The sequence below is a fragment of the Peribacillus sp. 05N428 genome (genome assembly GCF_056397085.1).
The window spans coordinates 138,904-158,856 of the sequence record NZ_JBFTMS010000011.1 but is presented as its reverse complement, the minus strand read 5'-3'; the positions used below and the strand labels follow the sequence as shown (position 1 = coordinate 158,856).

At 43.5% G+C, this 19,953-nt stretch carries 21 protein-coding genes; all 21 read left to right on the top strand.

What is annotated here, in order from left to right; all coding sequences use genetic code 11:
• Positions 1-264 precede the first annotated feature (264 nt).
• The 21 genes from sdaAB to ylqF all read left to right on the top strand — a co-directional run bounded on the left by sdaAB (position 265) and on the right by ylqF (position 19,811).
• A complete protein-coding gene (gene sdaAB / locus AC1DIV_RS13210) occupies positions 265-927 on the top strand; it encodes an L-serine ammonia-lyase, iron-sulfur-dependent subunit beta (protein WP_034313754.1) in 663 nt (220 codons plus the stop codon).
• Between the two features lie 37 nt (positions 928-964).
• Positions 965-1,849, top strand: a complete 885-nt coding sequence (gene sdaAA, locus AC1DIV_RS13205) for an L-serine ammonia-lyase, iron-sulfur-dependent, subunit alpha (protein ID WP_048684931.1) — start codon at positions 965-967, stop codon at positions 1,847-1,849.
• Positions 1,846-3,897 (top strand): ATP-dependent DNA helicase RecG, encoded by a 2,052-nt coding sequence (gene recG, locus AC1DIV_RS13200; RefSeq protein ID WP_477576554.1) that lies wholly within the window; start codon positions 1,846-1,848, stop codon positions 3,895-3,897. The genes sdaAA and recG overlap by 4 nt, the downstream gene beginning before the upstream one ends.
• Before the next feature lie 118 nt (positions 3,898-4,015).
• Positions 4,016-4,573 carry a transcription factor FapR gene (gene fapR / locus AC1DIV_RS13195; RefSeq protein ID WP_034313744.1) on the top strand — a complete coding sequence of 186 codons (558 nt, stop codon included), beginning with the start codon at positions 4,016-4,018 and terminating at the stop codon, positions 4,571-4,573.
• Positions 4,574-4,597: 24 nt separating this feature from the next.
• Positions 4,598-5,584, top strand: a complete 987-nt coding sequence (gene plsX, locus AC1DIV_RS13190; RefSeq protein ID WP_034313740.1) for a phosphate acyltransferase PlsX — start codon at positions 4,598-4,600, stop codon at positions 5,582-5,584.
• A gap of 27 nt (positions 5,585-5,611) precedes the next feature.
• On the top strand, positions 5,612-6,559 hold the full coding sequence (fabD, locus tag AC1DIV_RS13185; RefSeq protein ID WP_034313737.1) for an ACP S-malonyltransferase: 948 nt from the start codon (positions 5,612-5,614) through the stop codon (positions 6,557-6,559).
• Positions 6,556-7,299 (top strand): 3-oxoacyl-[acyl-carrier-protein] reductase, encoded by a 744-nt coding sequence (gene fabG, locus AC1DIV_RS13180; protein ID WP_053534365.1) that lies wholly within the window; start codon positions 6,556-6,558, stop codon positions 7,297-7,299. The genes fabD and fabG overlap by 4 nt, the downstream gene beginning before the upstream one ends.
• Positions 7,300-7,356: 57 nt before the next feature.
• The gene (locus AC1DIV_RS13175; protein ID WP_034313729.1) at positions 7,357-7,590 is read left to right on the top strand and encodes an acyl carrier protein; all 234 of its coding nucleotides are present in this window, start codon (positions 7,357-7,359) and stop codon (positions 7,588-7,590) included.
• 260 nt (positions 7,591-7,850) lie between these two features.
• The gene (gene rnc / locus AC1DIV_RS13170; RefSeq protein ID WP_403091927.1) at positions 7,851-8,594 is read left to right on the top strand and encodes a ribonuclease III; all 744 of its coding nucleotides are present in this window, start codon (positions 7,851-7,853) and stop codon (positions 8,592-8,594) included.
• Positions 8,595-8,614: 20 nt separating this feature from the next.
• The gene (smc, locus tag AC1DIV_RS13165) at positions 8,615-12,178 is read left to right on the top strand and encodes a chromosome segregation protein SMC (protein ID WP_252297588.1); all 3,564 of its coding nucleotides are present in this window, start codon (positions 8,615-8,617) and stop codon (positions 12,176-12,178) included.
• A 27-nt stretch (positions 12,179-12,205) separates the two neighbouring features.
• A complete protein-coding gene (gene ftsY, locus AC1DIV_RS13160) occupies positions 12,206-13,222 on the top strand; it encodes a signal recognition particle-docking protein FtsY (protein WP_034313721.1) in 1,017 nt (338 codons plus the stop codon).
• Positions 13,223-13,438: 216 nt separating this feature from the next.
• Positions 13,439-13,771: a putative DNA-binding protein gene (locus tag AC1DIV_RS13155; protein ID WP_034313718.1), complete on the top strand. Its 333-nt coding sequence runs from the start codon at positions 13,439-13,441 to the stop codon at positions 13,769-13,771.
• Between the two features lie 11 nt (positions 13,772-13,782).
• A complete protein-coding gene (ffh, locus tag AC1DIV_RS13150) occupies positions 13,783-15,123 on the top strand; it encodes a signal recognition particle protein (RefSeq protein ID WP_034313716.1) in 1,341 nt (446 codons plus the stop codon).
• A gap of 152 nt (positions 15,124-15,275) precedes the next feature.
• The gene (gene rpsP, locus AC1DIV_RS13145) at positions 15,276-15,548 is read left to right on the top strand and encodes a 30S ribosomal protein S16 (protein ID WP_048684918.1); all 273 of its coding nucleotides are present in this window, start codon (positions 15,276-15,278) and stop codon (positions 15,546-15,548) included.
• Positions 15,549-15,561: 13 nt separating this feature from the next.
• Positions 15,562-15,792, top strand: a complete 231-nt coding sequence (locus tag AC1DIV_RS13140; protein WP_048684915.1) for a KH domain-containing protein — start codon at positions 15,562-15,564, stop codon at positions 15,790-15,792.
• Positions 15,793-16,013: 221 nt separating this feature from the next.
• Positions 16,014-16,400, top strand: a complete 387-nt coding sequence (locus tag AC1DIV_RS13135; protein ID WP_034313711.1) for a YlqD family protein — start codon at positions 16,014-16,016, stop codon at positions 16,398-16,400.
• Positions 16,401-16,410: 10 nt separating this feature from the next.
• The gene (gene rimM / locus AC1DIV_RS13130) at positions 16,411-16,929 is read left to right on the top strand and encodes a ribosome maturation factor RimM (protein WP_340875714.1); all 519 of its coding nucleotides are present in this window, start codon (positions 16,411-16,413) and stop codon (positions 16,927-16,929) included.
• Complete coding sequence (trmD, locus tag AC1DIV_RS13125) at positions 16,929-17,663, top strand: tRNA (guanosine(37)-N1)-methyltransferase TrmD (protein ID WP_048684912.1); 735 nt, start codon at positions 16,929-16,931, stop codon at positions 17,661-17,663. The genes rimM and trmD overlap by 1 nt, the downstream gene beginning before the upstream one ends.
• A gap of 130 nt (positions 17,664-17,793) precedes the next feature.
• Positions 17,794-18,141 (top strand): 50S ribosomal protein L19, encoded by a 348-nt coding sequence (gene rplS / locus AC1DIV_RS13120; protein ID WP_034313702.1) that lies wholly within the window; start codon positions 17,794-17,796, stop codon positions 18,139-18,141.
• A gap of 219 nt (positions 18,142-18,360) precedes the next feature.
• Complete coding sequence (lepB, locus tag AC1DIV_RS13115) at positions 18,361-18,921, top strand: signal peptidase I (protein ID WP_063231882.1); 561 nt, start codon at positions 18,361-18,363, stop codon at positions 18,919-18,921.
• Between the two features lie 17 nt (positions 18,922-18,938).
• Positions 18,939-19,811, top strand: coding sequence for a ribosome biogenesis GTPase YlqF (ylqF, locus tag AC1DIV_RS13110; RefSeq protein ID WP_048684908.1), 873 nt, complete (start codon positions 18,939-18,941; stop codon positions 19,809-19,811).
• Positions 19,812-19,953: the final 142 nt, after the last annotated feature.

Here is a 19,953-nt window from a genome sequence, read left to right as displayed (position 1 = left end):
TCCAGATGCTCGCTTTCCGCGGGGCGGGCGGTGAGCCTCCTCGGCGTAAACGCCTGTGGGGTCTCACCTGTCCCGCTGCTCCCGCAGGAGTCTCGCACTTCCGCTCCAATCAACCTTAAATAGTTTCGTTTTAAAAACAACAATCTTTAAGAAAAGAGCCTTTATTTTTATGAAAAGAAGGATTACGGACAGCATAATTGTAATTACAATATATCAGGCTTTATTATTAAACTGACTCCAAGTGAATAGAAGGAGGAGCTAATCATGAAATTTAGAAGTGTATTCGATATAATTGGTCCTGTTATGATCGGCCCCTCTAGTTCCCATACAGCAGGAGCTGCAAGGATCGGTAGGGTTGCCAGGAATTTATTCGACCGGGAACCAAAATGGGCCCATATTTCTTTTTACGGATCGTTTGCCAAAACCTATAAAGGCCATGGAACGGATGTAGCCATTGTAGGAGGTTTGCTTGATTTTGATACATTTGATGAGAGAATCAAAGAATCGCTGGAAATAGCACGCAAAAAGAAAATGAAAATTACATTTCGAGAAGAAGAGGCAGTACCGGAACATCCCAATACAGCAAAAATAACAGTTGGTGATGATGATGGTGAACTGGAACTTGTCGGAATATCGATAGGCGGGGGAAAGATCGAAATCGTCGAATTGAACGGGTTTAAATTGAGGTTGTCCGGGCATAACCCTGCCATACTCGTCGTTCATGATGATCGATTTGGTGCCATTGCCAATGTTTCAAACATATTAGCCAAGCATCAAATCAATATTGGCCAAATGGAAGTCTCCCGAAAAGAGAAAGGGCAGATGGCCTTGATGACGATTGAAGTGGACCAAAACCTGGAGGATCACGTCATAGCTGAAATTACAGCACTCCCCAATATCACTCAAGTAGCAAGGATTGTGGATTGATAGAGCAATCGTTTCCACTTAGGAAGGAGAAGAAATCATGTTTCGAAATGTAGCGGAATTAGTAGAATTAGCTGAATCAAAGCAGAAAAAAATTTCAACGCTGATGATAGAGCAGGAAATGGAAGTAACGGGAAAAAGCCGTGAAGAAATCATTCGCCAGATGGGAGTCAATCTGGATGTAATGGAACAGGCAGTTGAAAAAGGACTTCAAGGTGTACGGTCCGTTTCCGGCCTGACGGGAGGGGATGCAGTCCTTCTTCAGAATTATATTAAATCCGGAAACTCCTTATCCGGTGAACTCCTGTTGGATGCTGTAAGCAAAGCCGTGGCAACAAACGAAGTGAACGCAGCCATGGGAACGATTTGTGCGACACCGACTGCGGGATCTGCTGGTGTTGTGCCTGGTACCCTTTTCGCTTTGCAAAATAAATTAAAACCGAATCGGGAACAGAAAATTGAGTTCCTATTTACAGCAGGGGCGTTTGGTTTTGTAGTAGCGAATAATGCTTCTATCTCTGGAGCCGCAGGGGGCTGTCAGGCGGAGGTCGGTTCTGCTTCGGGTATGGCGGCGGCAGCCATCGTTGAAATGGCAGGAGGGACACCGGCACAAAGTGCAGAAGCGATGGCAATCACATTAAAGAACATGCTTGGTCTTGTGTGTGATCCTGTTGCTGGGCTTGTGGAGGTGCCTTGTGTGAAGCGTAATGCCATGGGTGCAGCCAATGCCATGGTTGCAGCAGATATGGCTTTAGCGGGTATCACAAGCCGCATACCGTGTGATGAAGTAATTGATGCGATGTATAAAATCGGGCAAACGATGCCATCTGCTCTTAGGGAAACTGCACAAGGAGGTTTAGCGGCTACACCGACTGGGCGGGAGTTGGAAGCGAAAATCTTTGGCTTACCGCTAAATAAGAAGTGAACTCGACGTTACGCGAACCCATTACCGCAGTAAAAGGCATTGGGTCCGAAACGGCAGCAGCTTTGGGGGAAATGGAGATCCATACCGTCGCGGATCTCCTTGAGCACCTCCCATATCGCTATGAAGATTACCGGTTGAGGGATTTAGAAACGGTCGAGCATGATGAACGGGTTACTGTAGAAGGCAAAGTTCATACAGTACCCACGTTAGGGTACTTCGGAAAGAAAAAATCCAGGCTCACGATTAAAGTTTTGACTGGGAGATATTTAATAAATGTCATTTTTTTTAACCAGCCTTATCTGAAGCCGAAGCTTGCGATAGGCGAAACCGTAACGATAACGGGAAAATGGGATCGTCATCGCCAAACCATTACAGGCTCGGAATGCCATGTTGGTGATCGAAGCCGGGAGAAAGAGTTCGAACCGGTGTATTCAGTGAAGGGCAGCATTACCGTCAAAGGGCTCCGCCGCTTTATCTCCAATGCATTTTCTGAATATGGGACAATGATAGAAGAAAATCTGCCCCCGCAATTATTGGCGGCATACAAACTGATGCCGCGTAATGATGCTCTTCGTACCATGCATTTCCCTCAATCGGCCAATGAGGTGAAGAAGGCCCGACGCCGTTTTGTGTATGAAGAATTTTTAATGTTTCAACTTAAAATGCAGGCACTTCGTAAAGTGCAGCGGGAGCAGTCAAAAGGAATAGGCCAGGAGTTTGACATGGAGCGGCTGGAAGCCTTTGTTGAAACCCTCCCTTTTCCTTTGACGAACGCTCAGAATAGGGTCGTAGAGGAAATAATGAATGACATGAAATCTCCCTACAGGATGAATCGTCTGCTTCAAGGGGATGTCGGGTCTGGGAAAACGGTGGTTGCCGCCATATGCCTGAAGGCTACGATTACAGCAGGTTTCCAAGGTGCACTTATGGTCCCCACGGAAATCTTGGCTGAGCAGCATACACAATCGCTGAAAGCCATGTTGGAACCGAGTGGAGTAAAGGTCGCATTGTTGACAAGTTCGGTAAAAGGCAAAAAGCGCAAGGAACTATTGCAAATGCTGGAATCCGGGGAGCTGGATCTTTTGATAGGAACTCATGCATTGATTCAAGATGAAGTGAATTTCCGGAACTTAGGTCTTGTCATAACGGATGAACAACATCGTTTCGGAGTGGAGCAGCGCCGCATCCTTCGTGAAAAAGGTACCAATCCAGATGTACTTTTCATGACGGCTACACCAATTCCGCGAACTCTCGCAATTACAGTGTTTGGGGAAATGGACGTCTCGACGATCGATGAAATGCCTGCCGGGCGTAAAGCGATAGAGACCTATTGGGCGAAACACCAAATGCTTGATCGGATCTTATCCTTTGTCGAAAAGGAACTAAAGAAAGGGAGACAGGCTTACGTCATCTGTCCATTGATTGAGGAGTCGGAGAAACTCGATTCTTTACAGAATGTTCTTGATGTTCATGCAATGCTGACACAATACTTTGCGAACAGGTACAAAGTGGGTCTTATGCATGGACGTCTGCCCGCGGATGAAAAGGAAGAAGTGATGCAGCAGTTCAGTGCCAATGAAGCGCAAATCCTTGTTTCCACTACAGTCGTCGAGGTTGGGGTGAATGTTCCAAATGCAACGGTAATGGTCATTTATGATGCGGAGCGCTTTGGACTTTCACAGTTGCACCAGCTACGCGGAAGGGTTGGACGGGGGAGCGATCAGTCCTTTTGCATCCTGCTGGCTGATCCGAAAACGGAAGTCGGCAAAGAGCGGATGAAAATCATGACTGAGACAAACGATGGTTTTGCCCTTTCCGAAAAAGATTTGGAACTCCGTGGACCCGGGGACTTCTTCGGTAAAAAACAAAGCGGCCTTCCCGAATTCAAGGTAGCCGACATGGTCCATGATTACAGGACCCTTGAAGTGGCAAGGATGGATGCAGCAAAATTGATTGCCTCCCAAAGCTTTTGGCATTCCCCGGAGTATGCACCTTTGCGGGACTATTTAGAGGGAACGGGAGTATTTACGGGAGAAAAGCTGGACTGAACCCAATAAAAAACCAATAGCAGATTGTGAGATTTTACGCAATATCTTGCAATCTGTTTTTAAAATATATATACTACTATTAGTACCTAGTCATAATACTACGGATGGTGACCTTCAAATGCGAAGAAATAAGAAGGAACGCCAGCAATTATTAATCGAAACGATTAAACAGAATCCTTTTGTAACGGATGAGGAGCTGGCTGAAAAATATTCGGTGAGCGTCCAGACCATTAGGCTTGACCGTCTTGAATTATCGATACCGGAACTGCGTGAACGGATTAAAAGCGTGGCCGAGAAAAAATTCAGTGACGAAATCAGGGCATTGCCTTTGGATGAAATCATCGGGGAAGTAATTGATCTTAATTTAGATGATAATGCAATTTCGATTTTGGATATAAATAAAGAGCATGTCTTTAAGCGGAATGGAATCGCAAGGGGACATCACCTTTTTGCACAAGCAAACTCATTGGCTGTGGCAGTCATAAATGATGAATTGGCATTAACTGCGAAAGCATCCATTTTATTCACTCGTTCTGTAAAGGAAAATGAAAGAGTGGTAGCTAAAGCGAGGGTTAAAAACGTGGACCACACCAACGATCGTTCCGTGGTGGAGGTTAGAAGCTACGTAGGTAATGAACTGGTTTTTAAAGGCGAGTTCGAAATGTATCGCTCTTAACTTGCTAGTAAAGGATGAAAAAAAATGAAGATAACGATAGATGCAATGGGTGGCGATAATGCTCCCAAGGCACAGGTTTTGGGAGCGATGAAAGCTGTCGAGGCTTTTTCCGATGTGGAAATTACCTTGATAGGCAATGAATCCGAGATTAACCAATACTTAGCGAAGCATGGCCGAATAAGGGTTATACATACTGATGAAAAAATATTAAGTACCGATGAACCTGTTCGTGCGGTTCGCCGCAAGAAAAGCGCATCGATGGTATTGGCTGCACAGCAAGTGGCTGACGGAGAAGCGGACGCATGCATTTCTTCAGGCAATACGGGGGCGCTAATGGCTGCAGGTTTGTTTGTGGTCGGAAGGATAGAAGGCATTGAACGTCCGGCATTGGCTCCCACCCTTCCGACGATCGATGGCAAGGGTTTTGTATTACTGGATGTAGGCGCGAACTCCGATGCGAAACCGGAGCATCTCCTTCAATTCGCCATAATGGGGTCTGTTTATGCCCAAAAAGTGCGGGGAATCGAAAAGCCCCGTGTCGGATTACTTAATATCGGAACAGAAGAAAAAAAAGGGAATGAACTGACTAAGCATGCCTTTACATTACTGCAGCAATCATCGGAGATATCCTTTATAGGTAACGTAGAGGCAAGGGACCTCCTAAACGGGCCGGCAGACGTTGTTGTGACGGACGGCTTCACGGGAAATATGGTGTTAAAGACGCTGGAAGGTACTGCTATGGGCGTATTCAAAATGGTGAAAGCTGCCTTGATGAGCAACCTCAAAAGTAAGTTGGCTGCAGCAATGGTAAAGCCAGAACTAAAAGTAATAAAAAATAAAATGGATTACTCGGAGTATGGCGGTGCTGGCCTCTTCGGTTTGAAGGCCCCTGTCATTAAGGCGCATGGTTCTTCAGATGCGAATGCGGTCTATAATGCTATACGCCAGACTCGCGATATGGTTGGAAATGACGTCATATCGACAATTGCGGAGACAATAGAAAAACAATAATAAATCATAGAGGCAGGGGAGTAACAGATGGGTAAAATTGCTTTTGTCTTTCCAGGACAAGGATCACAATCAATAGGAATGGGGCATGGCTTATTTCAGGAAAAAGAGCGTGCTCAGCAAATTTTTCGATCAGCAGATGAAAAACTTGATTTTCCGCTTACGGAATTGATCTTTAATGGCACACAACAAGAATTAACGGTGACTTATAATGCACAGCCAGCCTTATTGACTACGAGTTATGCTTTTGTCAAGGAGTTGGAAGAAGCGGGAATCAAACCCGATTATACTGCCGGGCACAGTTTAGGTGAATATACGGCATTAGTGGCATCTGGTGCAATTTCTTTTGAAGATGCCGTATATACAGTGCGTAAACGCGGTGAATTCATGGAAGCTGCGGTACCGAATGGTCAAGGCTCAATGGCTGCGATTTTGGGAATGGACCGTGAAGCTCTATCTGAAGTCACTTCTGAAATTACGGCCACAGGTGAATCCGTTCAATTGGCCAATATTAATTGTCCAGGGCAAATCGTCATTTCAGGCACCTCCGAAGGGGTTAAACTTGCAAGTGCAAAAGCCAAGGAAAATGGGGCTAAACGGGCTCTTCCTCTTGAAGTGAGCGGACCGTTCCATTCTGAATTAATGAAACCGGCAGCAGAAAAGTTACAGGGTGTCCTTGATGAAGTAAGCTTCAAACAGGCAGAAATTCCTGTCATTTCAAACGTAACGGCTAAGCCCATTACAGCACCTGCCGAAATAAAAGAAAAATTAATCGAACAGTTGTATTCACCGGTCCTTTGGGAGGACAGTGTGAAAAATCTACTTGAATTGGGCGTGGATACGTTCATCGAGGTTGGCCCAGGGAAAGTGTTGGGCGGATTGATAAAGAAAATTGATCGTTCCGTTCAAATTCATTCGGTATCAGATATAGATACTCTAACTAAAACAATTGAAACATTGAAGGGGGTACAAGCATGATCCTCGAAGGTAAAAAAGCACTTGTAACGGGAGCATCACGAGGTATTGGCAGGGAAGTTGCATTGGAACTTGCCCGTCAGGGAGCAGACGTTGCCATTAACTATTCCGGCAGTGAAGCAAAAGCGAATGAAGTGGTTGATGAAATCAAGGCATTGGGCCGGAAAGCATTCGCCATCCAATGCGATGTTGCAAATAGTGAATCAGTGACAAGCATGATCAAAGAGGTCGTCGAACAATTTGACAGAGTGGATATCCTGGTTAATAATGCCGGCATCACACGTGATAACCTTTTGATGCGCATGAAAGAAGATGAATGGGATTCTGTTATCAATACGAATCTTAAAGGCGTGTTCCTATGCACCAAAGCTGTTACAAGGCAAATGATGAAGCAGCGCAGCGGCAGGATCATCAATATGGCATCGATCGTCGGCGTCAGCGGAAATGCAGGGCAGGCTAATTATGTAGCGGCTAAAGCAGGTGTCATCGGTTTGACTAAAACGACGGCAAAGGAACTTGCATCAAGAGGCATTACGGTCAATGCGATTGCCCCAGGTTTCATCTCAACGGATATGACTGGGGAATTGCCTGAAGACGTCCAAAAAGCCATGCTGGACCAAATTCCGCTTGCACGTTTCGGTGACCCTAAAGATATTGCTGCAGTGGCGTCTTTCCTTGCTTCCGATGCAAGCAAATATATGACTGGGCAAACTCTTCATGTAGATGGCGGCATGGTCATGTAAGTTTTCTTTGATTTTTTTCGAAATTAATTTATAATGTCTTGAGGGGAGGTGAACACATTGGCAGATGTATTAGAAAGAGTAACTAAAATCGTTGTAGATCGTTTGAACGTAGAAGAATCAGAGGTAAAACTTGAAGCTTCTTTCAAAGAAGATCTTGGTGCCGATTCCCTTGATGTAGTTGAACTAGTCATGGAATTCGAAGACGAGTTTGATATGGAAATTTCGGACGATGACGCTGAAAAAATCGCCACAGTAGGTGATGCTGTGAATTACATACAAAGCACTATGTAATGAATTGTCATTTGACTAAAAGCTCCGTTTTTTAACGGGGCTTTCTCTTATTGCTTAAAGAAGTTTGATTCAGCGGCAGATAACGGAATGAGCATGTTCACGGGTATGCTCCGCCTGCATGCAGTGTCTTTTGCCTTTAGTTTTCTTTAAGCGGATAATCATGTATGATGGTACATAGGAAAGCTTGACAGGAATTCCTGCCAGGTTTCTTTTTATATATTGGAAAAATATGCTTTTTGAACCGTGGAGGGTTTTGTGTGATGCGTAGGAACGGAAATAATCGTAAACCATCAATCAAGGAAAATAAATTCAAACAGTTGCAAGAAAATCTGGGTTTTCATTTTAAAGATGAAAACTTATTGAAACAAGCTTTTACACATTCATCTTATGTGAATGAGCATCGCCGTAAGCCTTATGAAGATAATGAAAGGCTTGAATTCTTGGGGGACGCTGTACTTGAACTGACCATCTCTAAATACTTATATCAAAAATATCCGATGATGAGCGAAGGTGAACTTACCAAACTAAGGGCAGCCATTGTGTGTGAGCCTTCACTTGTTGCTTTTGCCAATAGCCTTTCTTACGGGGAATATGTATTACTCGGAAAAGGGGAAGAAATGACAGGTGGAAGGGAACGCCCTGCCATGCTTGCGGATGTATTCGAAGCCTATATTGGTGCTTTGTACCTTGATCAAGGATTAGAGCCAGTTGTGCAGTTTTTGAAGAATGTCGTGTTTCCGAAGATAGACGAGGGTGCTTTTTCTCATGTGATGGATTATAAGAGCCAGCTTCAGGAGCTGATCCAGCGCGATGCCATCGGTGTCCTGCAATATAAGATCTTGCAGGAAAAAGGACCGGCCCATAATCGGGAGTTTGTTTCGACGGTCTCCCTGAATGGGGAAGAACTTGGCTCTGGAATAGGAAAGTCCAAAAAAGAAGCGGAGCAGCATGCAGCCGAGCATGCATTGATCGTTTTAAAAGAAAAAAATCAACAAGATAGTTGAACAGTAGAGGGGGAAAGGTCATGTTCCTCAAACGTTTGGACGTTGTAGGATTTAAATCTTTCGCAGAGAAAATTTCGATAGATTTTGTACCTGGTGTCACGGCAGTGGTTGGACCAAACGGAAGCGGTAAAAGTAATGTGACCGATGCAGTCCGGTGGGTCCTTGGAGAGCAGTCTGCGAAATCACTGCGTGGAGCAAAAATGGAAGATATCATCTTTTCGGGAAGTGACACGAGGAAAGCGTTGAATTTTGCGGAAGTATCATTGACCCTTGATAACGAGACCAATTCCCTGCCGATCGACTTTCATGAAGTCAGTGTGACAAGGCGTGTATATCGATCGGGAGAAAGTGAATTTTTCATTAATAATCAAGGTTGCCGTCTGAAAGACATCATAGACCTTTTCATGGATTCCGGTCTTGGGAGAGAAGCGTTTTCCATCATCAGCCAAGGGAAAGTGGAAGAAATCCTTAGCAGTAAGGCTGAAGAAAGACGAGTGATTTTTGAAGAAGCAGCCGGTGTCCTGAAGTATAAAACGAGAAAACGAAAAGCGGAATCGAAGCTGACGGAAACACAGGATAACTTAAACCGTGTCCATGATATCCTCCATGAATTGGAGGGGCAGGTGGAGCCGTTAAAAATTCAGTCTTCCCTTGCCAAGGAATTTTTGGCGAAGAAAGACGAGCTAGAGCAAATAGAAGTGGCTTTAACCGTTTATGAAATTGAAGAGCTTTATGAAAAATGGGAAAAACTATCACAGGAACTTGAAAAACATAATGAAATGGAACAGCAAATGGCAGGACAGCTTCAGGACAGGGAAGCGCATCTCAAAAAGTTAAGGGATAGTCTTGCGACGCTTGAGACATCGATCAATGGCCTTCAGGAGATTCTCCTGAATGCCAGCGAAGAACTTGAAAAGCTTGAAGGCCGTAAAGAAGTTTTGAAAGAACGGAAAAAAAATGCCGCCCAAAACAAGTCACAGCTGGAAAAAGCGATTGTGGAAGGTGAGGCTGCTGTCGAGCGTTTGTCTTTGCAAAAGGAAAGAGAAACGGAAATCCTGCATGCACTGAACTTGGAAGTGAAAGGGATTTCTGAAACCTTACATGAAAAACAAAAAAGCCTCGGTCTATTCAATAGTGATATCGAAGCGGTGATAGAAGCGAAAAAGAGTGACTATATCGAGTGGTTGAACAAGCAGGCCTCGGCCAAGAACGAAAAACAATACCTGCTTCAGCAGCTTGCGCAGCAGGAACATAAAAATGCAAAACTTGATATGGAAAATGAAAAGTTCTTAACTGAAAGAATGGAAATCACTGCTAAAAAAATGGAATATTCACAGCTGATGGACAATATGACCAAGCAGCTTGAAGAGCATGTCACTTATTTCCGAAATCAGCAGAATAAATTGAATGCGGCAAAAGATACGTATCAAAAACAAGAAACCACCCTTTATAAGGCCTATCAATTCCTTCAACAGGCTAAATCGCGTAAGGAACTGCTTGAAGAAATGGAAGATGATTATGCAGGCTTCTTTCAGGGTGTAAAAGAGGTTTTGAAAGCGAAAGAAACCCTTCGAGGCATTGAAGGGGCAGTTGCGGAATTGATAAAGGTTCCAAAGGAATATGAAACGGCCATTGAAACGGCTTTGGGCGGAGCGATGCAGCATGTTGTCGTGGAACGCGAAGAGCATGCACGGGAAGCCATTTCCTTCTTGAAGAAAAATAGGTATGGGCGTGCGACTTTCTTGCCTTTATCAGTCATAAAGGCAAGAGAGATATCAGCTAACCAATTATCGATGCTGAAGAGCCATTCAGCTTTTGTAGGGACTGGTTCCTCATTGATCCAATATGATGATAGGCATGCAGCGATTGCTGAAAACCTATTAGGAACAGTGATTATCACCACAGATTTAAAAGGGGCAAATGACCTGGCGAAAATGATGCAGCACCGTTTCCGCTTCGTAACACTTGAAGGGGATATCGTCAATCCAGGTGGTTCAATGACTGGTGGAGCCTTAAAGCAAAAAACGACCTCCCTGCTTTCAAGGAAAACGGAATTGGAGGAGCTCCAACAAAAACTTGCTGCCATGGAAGTCAAAACGAATCAGCTTGAAAAGCAAGTCAAACAGCTCAAAGTGGATGTGGGTGTTCAAGAGCAAACGCTTGAACAAACCAGAAAAACGGGAGAGAGACTTCGATTACAAGAACAAACCCTTAAAGGGGAACTCCGTGAAGTGGAGCTTCAGGAAAGAAATGTGAATGAACGGCTGCATCTTTATGATTTGGATAAAAATTCATATTTAGAAGAACAACAGCAAAAAACGGCAAGACTTGAAGAGCTGGAAGAACTTTTGGAATCATGTAAATCGGAAATTGAAGGTCTGGACCGGTTGATTTCCGAAATGACCGAACAAAAGCAATCACAACAATCTTCAAAAGAGAGTCTTGCTGAAGAAACGAATGAACTGAAGGTAATGCTCGCTTCCAAGCGTGGCCAGCTGCAAAACCAAAAAGAGAAGATGGAACGCATTGAATCGGATCTTTCTAAGGAATCAAGCAGGCTTGCTGAAAACAAAGATGATTTAGGGCTCCTGACCAATGAAATGACAGACAGTTCAAGCGGGGAAGAGTCCCTGGAAGATATGGCTCAGCAGAAATTGCTCGATAAAAATGGAGCAATTGAAGGAATCACCATAAAAAAACAGGAAAAAAACGAGCTTCTAATGGAAGTTGAAACGCTCGAACTGTCCTTGAAAGAAGAAAATCGACTTTATAGAGGCATTGTCGAAGTGATAAAGGATGAAGAAGTGAAATTAACTCGTCTGGATGTCGAACTGGAAAATCGCCTCGACCACTTGCGAGAAGAATATACCCTTTCCTTTGAAGGTGCTAAAGAACAGTATCCATTGATGATGCCTGCCGACGAAGCTCAAAAAAGGGTGAAGCTCATCAAGCTTGCAATCGAGGAACTGGGGACGGTGAATTTAGGTGCAATTGATGAATACGCACGTGTAGCTGAACGCTATGAATTCCTTCTTAGTCAAAAGGAAGACCTTCAACAGGCGAAAGATACATTATTCCAAGTCATCGATGAAATGGATGATGAAATGAAACGCCGCTTTGCGGATACTTTCTATTCGATCCGTAAAGAATTCGAACAAGTCTTCAAAGCTTTATTTGGCGGAGGCAGAGCGGAGCTGAAACTGACGAATCCTGATGATTTGCTAAATACAGGGGTGGATATCATTGCACAGCCTCCCGGAAAAAAACTGCAAAATTTGAGCCTCTTATCCGGCGGAGAACGAGCATTGACAGCCATAGCCCTTTTATTCTCCATTCTAAAAGTGCGTCCTGTTCCTTTCTGTATCCTTGACGAAGTCGAGGCAGCGCTAGATGAGGCGAATGTCGTCCGGTTCAGCCAATTTTTAAGAAAGTTCAGCAGGGAAACGCAGTTCATCGTGATTACTCACCGCAAAGGCACGATGGAAGAGGCAGATGTCCTATACGGCATTACGATGCAGGAGTCAGGCGTCTCCAAACTTGTTTCCGTCCGGATGGAAGAATCAGAAAACTTTATGGAAGTTTAAAATTCATGAATTAGAGGAAGTGGGACAATGAGTTTTTTCAAAAAGTTAAAAGAGAAATTTACTACTCAGGAAGAAAAAGAAAAATCAGTTGAAGCAGAAGTATCCATTGGGGAAAAATTTAAACAAGGTTTGACAAAGACGAGGAATTCCTTTACTGGAAGGGTTAATGAACTTGTTGCCCGTTATCGGAAAGTGGATGAGGACTTTTTTGAAGAACTTGAAGAAATCCTGATACAGGCTGATGTAGGCTTTGATACTGTGATGGAACTGATTGATCAATTAAAAATGGAAGTCAAGCTTCGCAATATCTCTGATACGAGGGAGGTGCAGTCCGTTATTTCCGAAAAGCTTGTTGAAATCTACCAAGGTGATGATGAAGCGACTTCTAGCCTGAATATACAAGAAGAAGGTTTGACGGTCATTTTGTTTGTAGGGGTTAATGGTGTAGGTAAAACGACGACCATTGGTAAACTTGCCCACAAATTCAAAACAGAAGGAAAATCTGTCGTATTGGCTGCAGGGGATACCTTCCGTGCCGGTGCGATTGAACAGCTTGAGGTTTGGGGTGAGCGTGTCGGTGTCAGTGTAATCAAACAGGGTGAAGGCTCTGACCCAGCAGCTGTCATGTTCGACGCCATTCAGGCCGCCAAGGCACGAAAAGCGGATATCCTTATCTGTGACACTGCCGGTCGCTTGCAGAATAAAGTGAATTTAATGAAGGAATTGGAAAAGGTGAAACGTGTAATTGAACGTGAAGTACCAGGTGCACCACACGAGGTGCTGCTTGCCCTTGATGCGACAACTGGGCAAAATGCCCTTATCCAGGCCAAGACATTCAAGGAAGCGACAAATGTTTCCGGTATTGTTTTAACAAAGCTTGATGGCACCGCAAAAGGTGGAATTGTTTTGGCGATTCGCAATGAATTGGCCATTCCCGTTAAATTTGTCGGGCTAGGTGAAAAAATGGATGATCTACAGGAATTCGATGCCGAGAAATATGTTTATGGCCTTTTTGCTGATATCATCGATAAAGAAGAGGTTTAAGGGAAAATTGTTAGCCGGAAGAGTTCATTCTCTTCTGGTTTTTTTACCATGATAATTGGAGGACCAATTGAAGAAAGGTCCAAAAAAGAAGCGGAAAATGAAAAAATAATGCTTTGCAAACACGTGGTAAGGAGTTTAACTTGACATCAAATAAACAAGGCTTTACAATATAAACTTGTAAAGGGTTTTCACTTAACAGCAGGGAGGCTTGCTAAGATGCTTGAAAAGACAACGCGGATTAATTATTTGTATGACTTTTACCAATCGTTGTTAACCGAGAAGCAGCAGAGCTACATGTCCCTCTACTATCTGGATGATTACTCTCTTGGCGAGATTGCCGATGAATACGAAGTCAGTAGGCAGGCAGTCTATGATAATATAAAAAGAACAGAAGCGATGCTTGAGGAATATGAAGCAAAGCTATTGTTATTTCAAAAATTTCAAGAGCGTAACCAGTGGATTGCGAATATGAAGGGACTCATAGAAAAGGAATCCTTTTCAAAAGAGAAGCTGCTAGACGCAATCACAACGCTTGAGAAGTTGGATTAGGAGGCGGCAATATGGCATTTGAAGGATTGGCCGACCGACTGCAGAGCACGATGCAAAAGATCCGTGGAAAAGGGAAGGTCAACGAAGCGGACGTTAAAGAAATGATGCGTGAAGTTCGATTGGCCCTGCTTGAAGCGGATGTTAACTTTAAAGTCGTGAAGGATTTTGTAAAACGTGTCAGTGAACGTTCGGTAGGTCAGGAAGTGCTGAAAAGCTTAACCCCCGGTCAACAGGTAATTAAAGTAGTTAAGGAAGAATTGACTGAGCTGATGGGCGGCGAACAGAGCAAGATTGCCGTTGCCTCGAAACCACCGACTGTCATTATGATGGTAGGTCTTCAGGGTGCTGGTAAAACGACGACCACCGGAAAGCTTGCCAATCTTCTTAGAAAAAAATACAACCGCAAGCCATTGCTCGTTGCGGCTGATATTTACCGTCCGGCGGCGATTAAGCAGCTCGAAACACTTGGCAAACAATTAAGCATGCCTGTTTTCTCCCTTGGGGACCAGGTCAGCCCTGTTGAAATTGCCAAACAGGCAATTGAAAAAGCTAAGGAAGAACATCATGACTATGTGTTGATTGATACCGCAGGCCGTCTTCATGTGGATGAAAACTTGATGGGCGAACTGAAGGATATCAAAGAGTTGACAAAACCTGATGAAATCTTCCTGGTTGTCGATGCGATGACAGGTCAGGATGCGGTCAATGTAGCCCAAAGCTTCAATGAACAGCTAGGCCTGACAGGAGTCGTATTAACGAAACTTGATGGGGATACACGTGGTGGTGCGGCACTTTCAATTCGTTCAGTCACCGACACGCCGATCAAATTCGTCGGTATGGGTGAAAAATTGGATGCACTTGAAGCGTTCCATCCAGAGCGGATGGCGTCAAGGATCCTCGGCATGGGTGATGTATTGACCCTTATCGAAAAAGCACAGGCCAATGTAGATGAAGAAAAAGCGAAAGAATTAGAGAAAAAGATGCGTACCGCCACTTTTACCTTTGATGATTTCCTTGATCAGCTTGGTCAGGTGCGGAATATGGGACCGCTTGATGATATTCTGAAAATGATTCCCGGTGCGAATAAAATGAAAGGGATGGACAACCTTCAGATCGATGAGAAACAGATCGGTCATGTTGAAGCTATCATCCGTTCAATGACAACGCATGAAAAGGAACATCCGGAAACCATGAATGCATCCCGCAAGAAACGGATTGCAAAAGGAAGCGGCAGATCGATTCAAGAAGTGAACCGTCTACTGAAGCAATTCGAAGAAATGAAAAAGATGATGAAACAGGTCACGAACATGCAAAAAGGAAAGAAAAAGGGATTCAAATTCCCGTTCATGTAAGGTTTATTTCAGGTCTAAACTGAGGCGAATACGGGTCGAAGCCATGTATTTCAACACTTTTTTTACCTGTTAAGAAAAAAACCTTTACAAACATGCAAGACATTTGATATTATACTATCTTGTGTGAAACTATTCGGAGGTGCTTATTTAAAATGGCAGTAAAAATTCGCTTAAAACGTATGGGAGCTAAAAAATCTCCTTTCTATCGTATTGTAGTTGCAGATTCTCGTTCACCACGTGACGGACGTTACATTGAAGTGGTAGGAACTTATAACCCGGTTGCTCAACCAGCTAAAGTTGAAATCAACGAAGAGCTTGCTCTTAAATGGTTACAAGATGGAGCTAAACCATCTGATACAGTTCGTAACTTATTCTCTACACAAGGCATCATGGAAAAATTCCATGTTGCAAAAAACAGCAAGTAATCGACGGTAGTTGATGAAAGCACTTATTGAAACGATTGTTTCAGCACTTGTGGATTATCCGGAAGAGGTCATCGTGACCTCCAAGGAAGAATCCGACCGGATTGTTTATATCCTCTCCGTTCATAAAGAGGATATGGGCAAGGTGATCGGTAAACAAGGGCGTGTTGCTAAGGCGATTCGGACTGTGGTATATGCAGCAGGATCTTCACAGCAGAAGAAAATCTATTTGGAGATTTCCGAATAAGGAGGGTTAATACCCCTCCTTTTTTTGTACTTCAAGAAAGTGAAATTTCGACTTGGATCCTAATTGAATAGACCCGGACTTTAAACTTTACTCCTTTTTAAGACGCATCTTTTACCGATTTACGTTATACTTAAGAGAATGACCCCCATTTCAAAAAGATTACCCCATCATACATATTTTTTGAAGGAAATAAGAAATCATAGATAATAGGAGGTGCTGGAATGAAAATTCTCCAAAATGTAATCGTTAACCAAGTATTAACGGAATCCAGCAAGAATCAGCTCCTCGAGAAATACAAGTCAAAACGCCTTCAGCTTCAAAAAGAGAGTGAACAGCTTCGCTTTGAACTGAAAAAACTTGAAAAAACAAGAACTCTCCAACCTGCTAGTCTCCGTGCTCATTTTGAAAAAGAAATAAACCAGAGGCAAGAAAAAATTAAACTGCTTGAATTTCAGATGGAGCAGTTGGAGATCCTTCCCGCAGGTAGTGAATTGAAGGAACGGGAAGTTCAAAGTATCATTGATGTGGAAATTGGGGCAGATTGGGACGAAATCATGGCAACGAAGACCATTGTCATAAAAGATGGAATCGTCTCGGAAATTCGTTAGAGGTGAAAGAATGGAAAAATGGTTTAATGTAGGTAAAATTGTCAACACACATGGTCTTTTAGGAGAAGTCCGTGTGATTTCTTCAACAGACTTTCCAGAAAAACGGTACAAAGTGGGAAATACTCTGTATCTGTTTAGGGACACGGAGAAAAAACCCTTGCCCCTTATTATCAGGTCGCATCGCACCCATAAAAACTTTAACCTATTGACGTTCGAGAATTATTATAACGTCGGACAGGTTGAGGCATTTAAAAACGGGGTCCTGAAAGTGAAGGAAGCACAGCTTGGTAAATTGGACGAAGGTGAGTTCTACTTCCATGAAATCATCGGCTGTTCGGTATTTACGGATGAAGGAATGGAAGTTGGGGAAATCGTTGAGGTTCTTACGCCTGGTGCCAATGATGTTTGGGTCATTAAGAAAGCTGGCAGTAAGGACATCCTGATCCCGTATATTGAACAAATTGTTAAAGAAGTGGATATTTCCGCTAAAAGGGTCATCATTACACCGATGGAAGGACTTTTAGACTGATGAAAATCGATGTGCTTTCGCTTTTTCCAGAAATGTTCGAAGGGGTATTTGGTTCGTCAATCTTAAAAAAGGCTGCGGAAAAGCAGGCTGTGAGCTATAAGGTGACCAATTTTCGAGATTATGCAGATAATAAGCATTCGACGGTAGATGATTATCCTTATGGAGGCGGTGCCGGAATGGTATTAAAGGCACAGCCGATCTTTGATGCTGTGGAAGCTCTTAAAGGGCAAGGGGAGCTAACCCCAAGGGTAGTCCTCCTTTGTCCCCAGGGAGAGCGTTACACGCAGAAAAAAGCCGAAGAGTTTGCTGAAGAGGAACATCTCATTTTCATTTGCGGGCATTATGAAGGGTATGATGAGCGCATCCGGGAGCATGTCGTAACGGATGAAATATCTATTGGTGACTTTGTGCTTACAGGCGGGGAATTGGGCGCAATGGTCATTATTGACAGCGTTGTTCGCTTGCTGCCGGGCGTTTTGGGAAATGTTGACTCCCCGATCCTTGATTCCTATTCTTCTGGTTTGTTAGAGCATCCCCATTATACTAGACCTGCAGATTTCAGGGGGATGAAAGTTCCCGATCCGCTAATATCCGGGAATCATAAAAAAATCGATGAATGGCGGATGAAGGAATCTCTGCGCAGAACTTGGATTCGACGTCCGGATTTGCTCGATAGTTATGAACTATCGGAAGTTGAAAAAAAATTATTGTCCGAGATTAAAAAAGAAGACTGATGTCTATTGCATCGACGTTTAGAGTATGATAGGATATACCTTGTGACTTGGGCAAAATGCTCAGTCTTATAACGATGTTCCGCTGCAAACAATAAGTATTTGCAAGAGCGTCCAGGAGGAGTTGAAATCGATGCAAAATCTTATTAACGAAATCACAAAAGAACAACTTCGCTCAGATCTTCCATCATTCAGACCTGGTGACACAGTACGTGTACACGTAAAGGTTATTGAAGGAACTCGCGAACGTATCCAGTTGTTTGAAGGCGTTGTAATCAAACGTCGTGGCGGCGGAGTTAGTGAAACTTTCACAGTGCGTAAGATCTCTTACGGCGTTGGAGTAGAACGTGCTTTCCCTGTTCACACACCAAAAATTGCGAAACTAGAAGTTATCCGTCACGGTAAAGTACGTCGTGCGAAACTTTATTACCTACGCGAACTTCGTGGTAAAAAAGCACGTATTAAAGAAATTCGTCGTTAATTCTTCGAATATCTTCATGCGGGTTTACCATGATCCACATAAGGTGAATAACCAAACAGTATCATGCAAAAAAGGGAGCTTGTTTATCAGGCTCCCTTTTTGCACTTTAAGAAACGATATGAATGCACATAGGGTGAAAGCTATATAGAATCCTGCTCGCTATAGCGTCCGCAACATGTTAGAATAATTGTTGATATGCTTCAAAAAGGGTGGGTAAGGATGGCGAAAAAGAAAAATGAATTGTGGGAATGGACAAAGGCGGTCATAATCGCGGTTATAGCGGCGACGCTGATTCGTTATTTCCTCCTGGCTCCTATTGTTGTGGACGGTAATTCCATGATGCCGACATTAAAGGATACGGACCGCATGATCGTTAATAAAATCTCCTATTCGATTGGCGAACCCAAAAGATTCGACATTATCGTTTTCGAAGCTCCAGAAGGCAAAGATTACATAAAACGGGTCATCGGATTGCCAGGGGAAAAAGTGGAATATAGAGATGATACTCTTTACGTGAATGGAAAAGCTTATGATGAGCCATACTTGGATGAATATAAAGAACAATTGATTGATGGCGGGGCTTTGACGGAACCTTTTACATTAAGTGATGTCATAGAACAAGGAACGGTGCCTGAAGATCACCTATTTGTCCTGGGGGATAATCGCCGTTTCAGCAAGGATAGCCGCCATATTGGTGTAGGTGTCGTTCCTTACGATAAAGTGTTAGGAAAAACTAAATTAGTTTATTGGCCGATCGAAGACTTTCGATTGGCGGAATAGTAGGAAGGTGGATTCCATTGACAATACAGTGGTTCCCTGGCCATATGGCCAAAGCAAGACGGGAAGTAACAGAGAAATTAAAACTGATCGACATCATCTTTGAACTTGTGGATGCCCGGATTCCGGCATCTTCACGAAATCCGATGATCGACGAAATCATTCAGCATAAACCGAGGGTCATCCTTTTGAATAAAGCTGATATGGCCGATCCGGCAAAAACGAATATGTGGCTGGAACATTATAAATCGCAGGGGAAAACGGCGATTGCCATTAACTCACAGGCAGGAAACGGTTTAAACCAGATTACAGCTGCATCCAAAAATCTTTTAAAAGAAAAGTATGAGCGGATGGAATCAAGAGGAATAAAGCCGAGAGCGATCCGTGCCATGATAGTCGGCATTCCTAACGTGGGGAAATCGACTTTAATCAATCGACTTGCCAAAAAGAACATTGCCAAAACAGGAAATACACCTGGAGTCACTAAAGCGCAGCAATGGATAAAAGTGGGTAAGGAATTGGAATTGCTCGACACGCCGGGGATTCTCTGGCCGAAATTCGAGGATCAAGAAGTAGGTTTGAAGCTTGCGTTGACAGGTGCGATCAAGGATACGATTTTAAACTTGCACGAAGTCTCATTATACGGCCTTCGCTTTTTGGAAAAAGAATACCCGGAAAGACTGAAATCCCGTTATAACCTGGATGTAATTCCACAGGAAACGCTCGAATTGTTTGATGCTGTCGGAAAGTTCAGGGGCTGTTTAGCATCTGGGGGCTTCATCGATTATGACAAAACCGCAGAGTTGGTCGTACGTGAAATCCGTTCAGAAAAGATGGGCCCGCTTACGTTCGAGGTTCCTTCGGATTATGAAAAGGATGATATCCCCGAATAAGATTAACATTGACTTGAGTGTTGTAATACGGAGCTGGAGTTGGATGTCGAAAAGATTTTTTCTTTTTGATGTCTCTTTTCCGCTCCGTATTTTTGTCTGAACTGTAGAAAAGAAGCAAGACTGCCGATAATTAAAATGATGG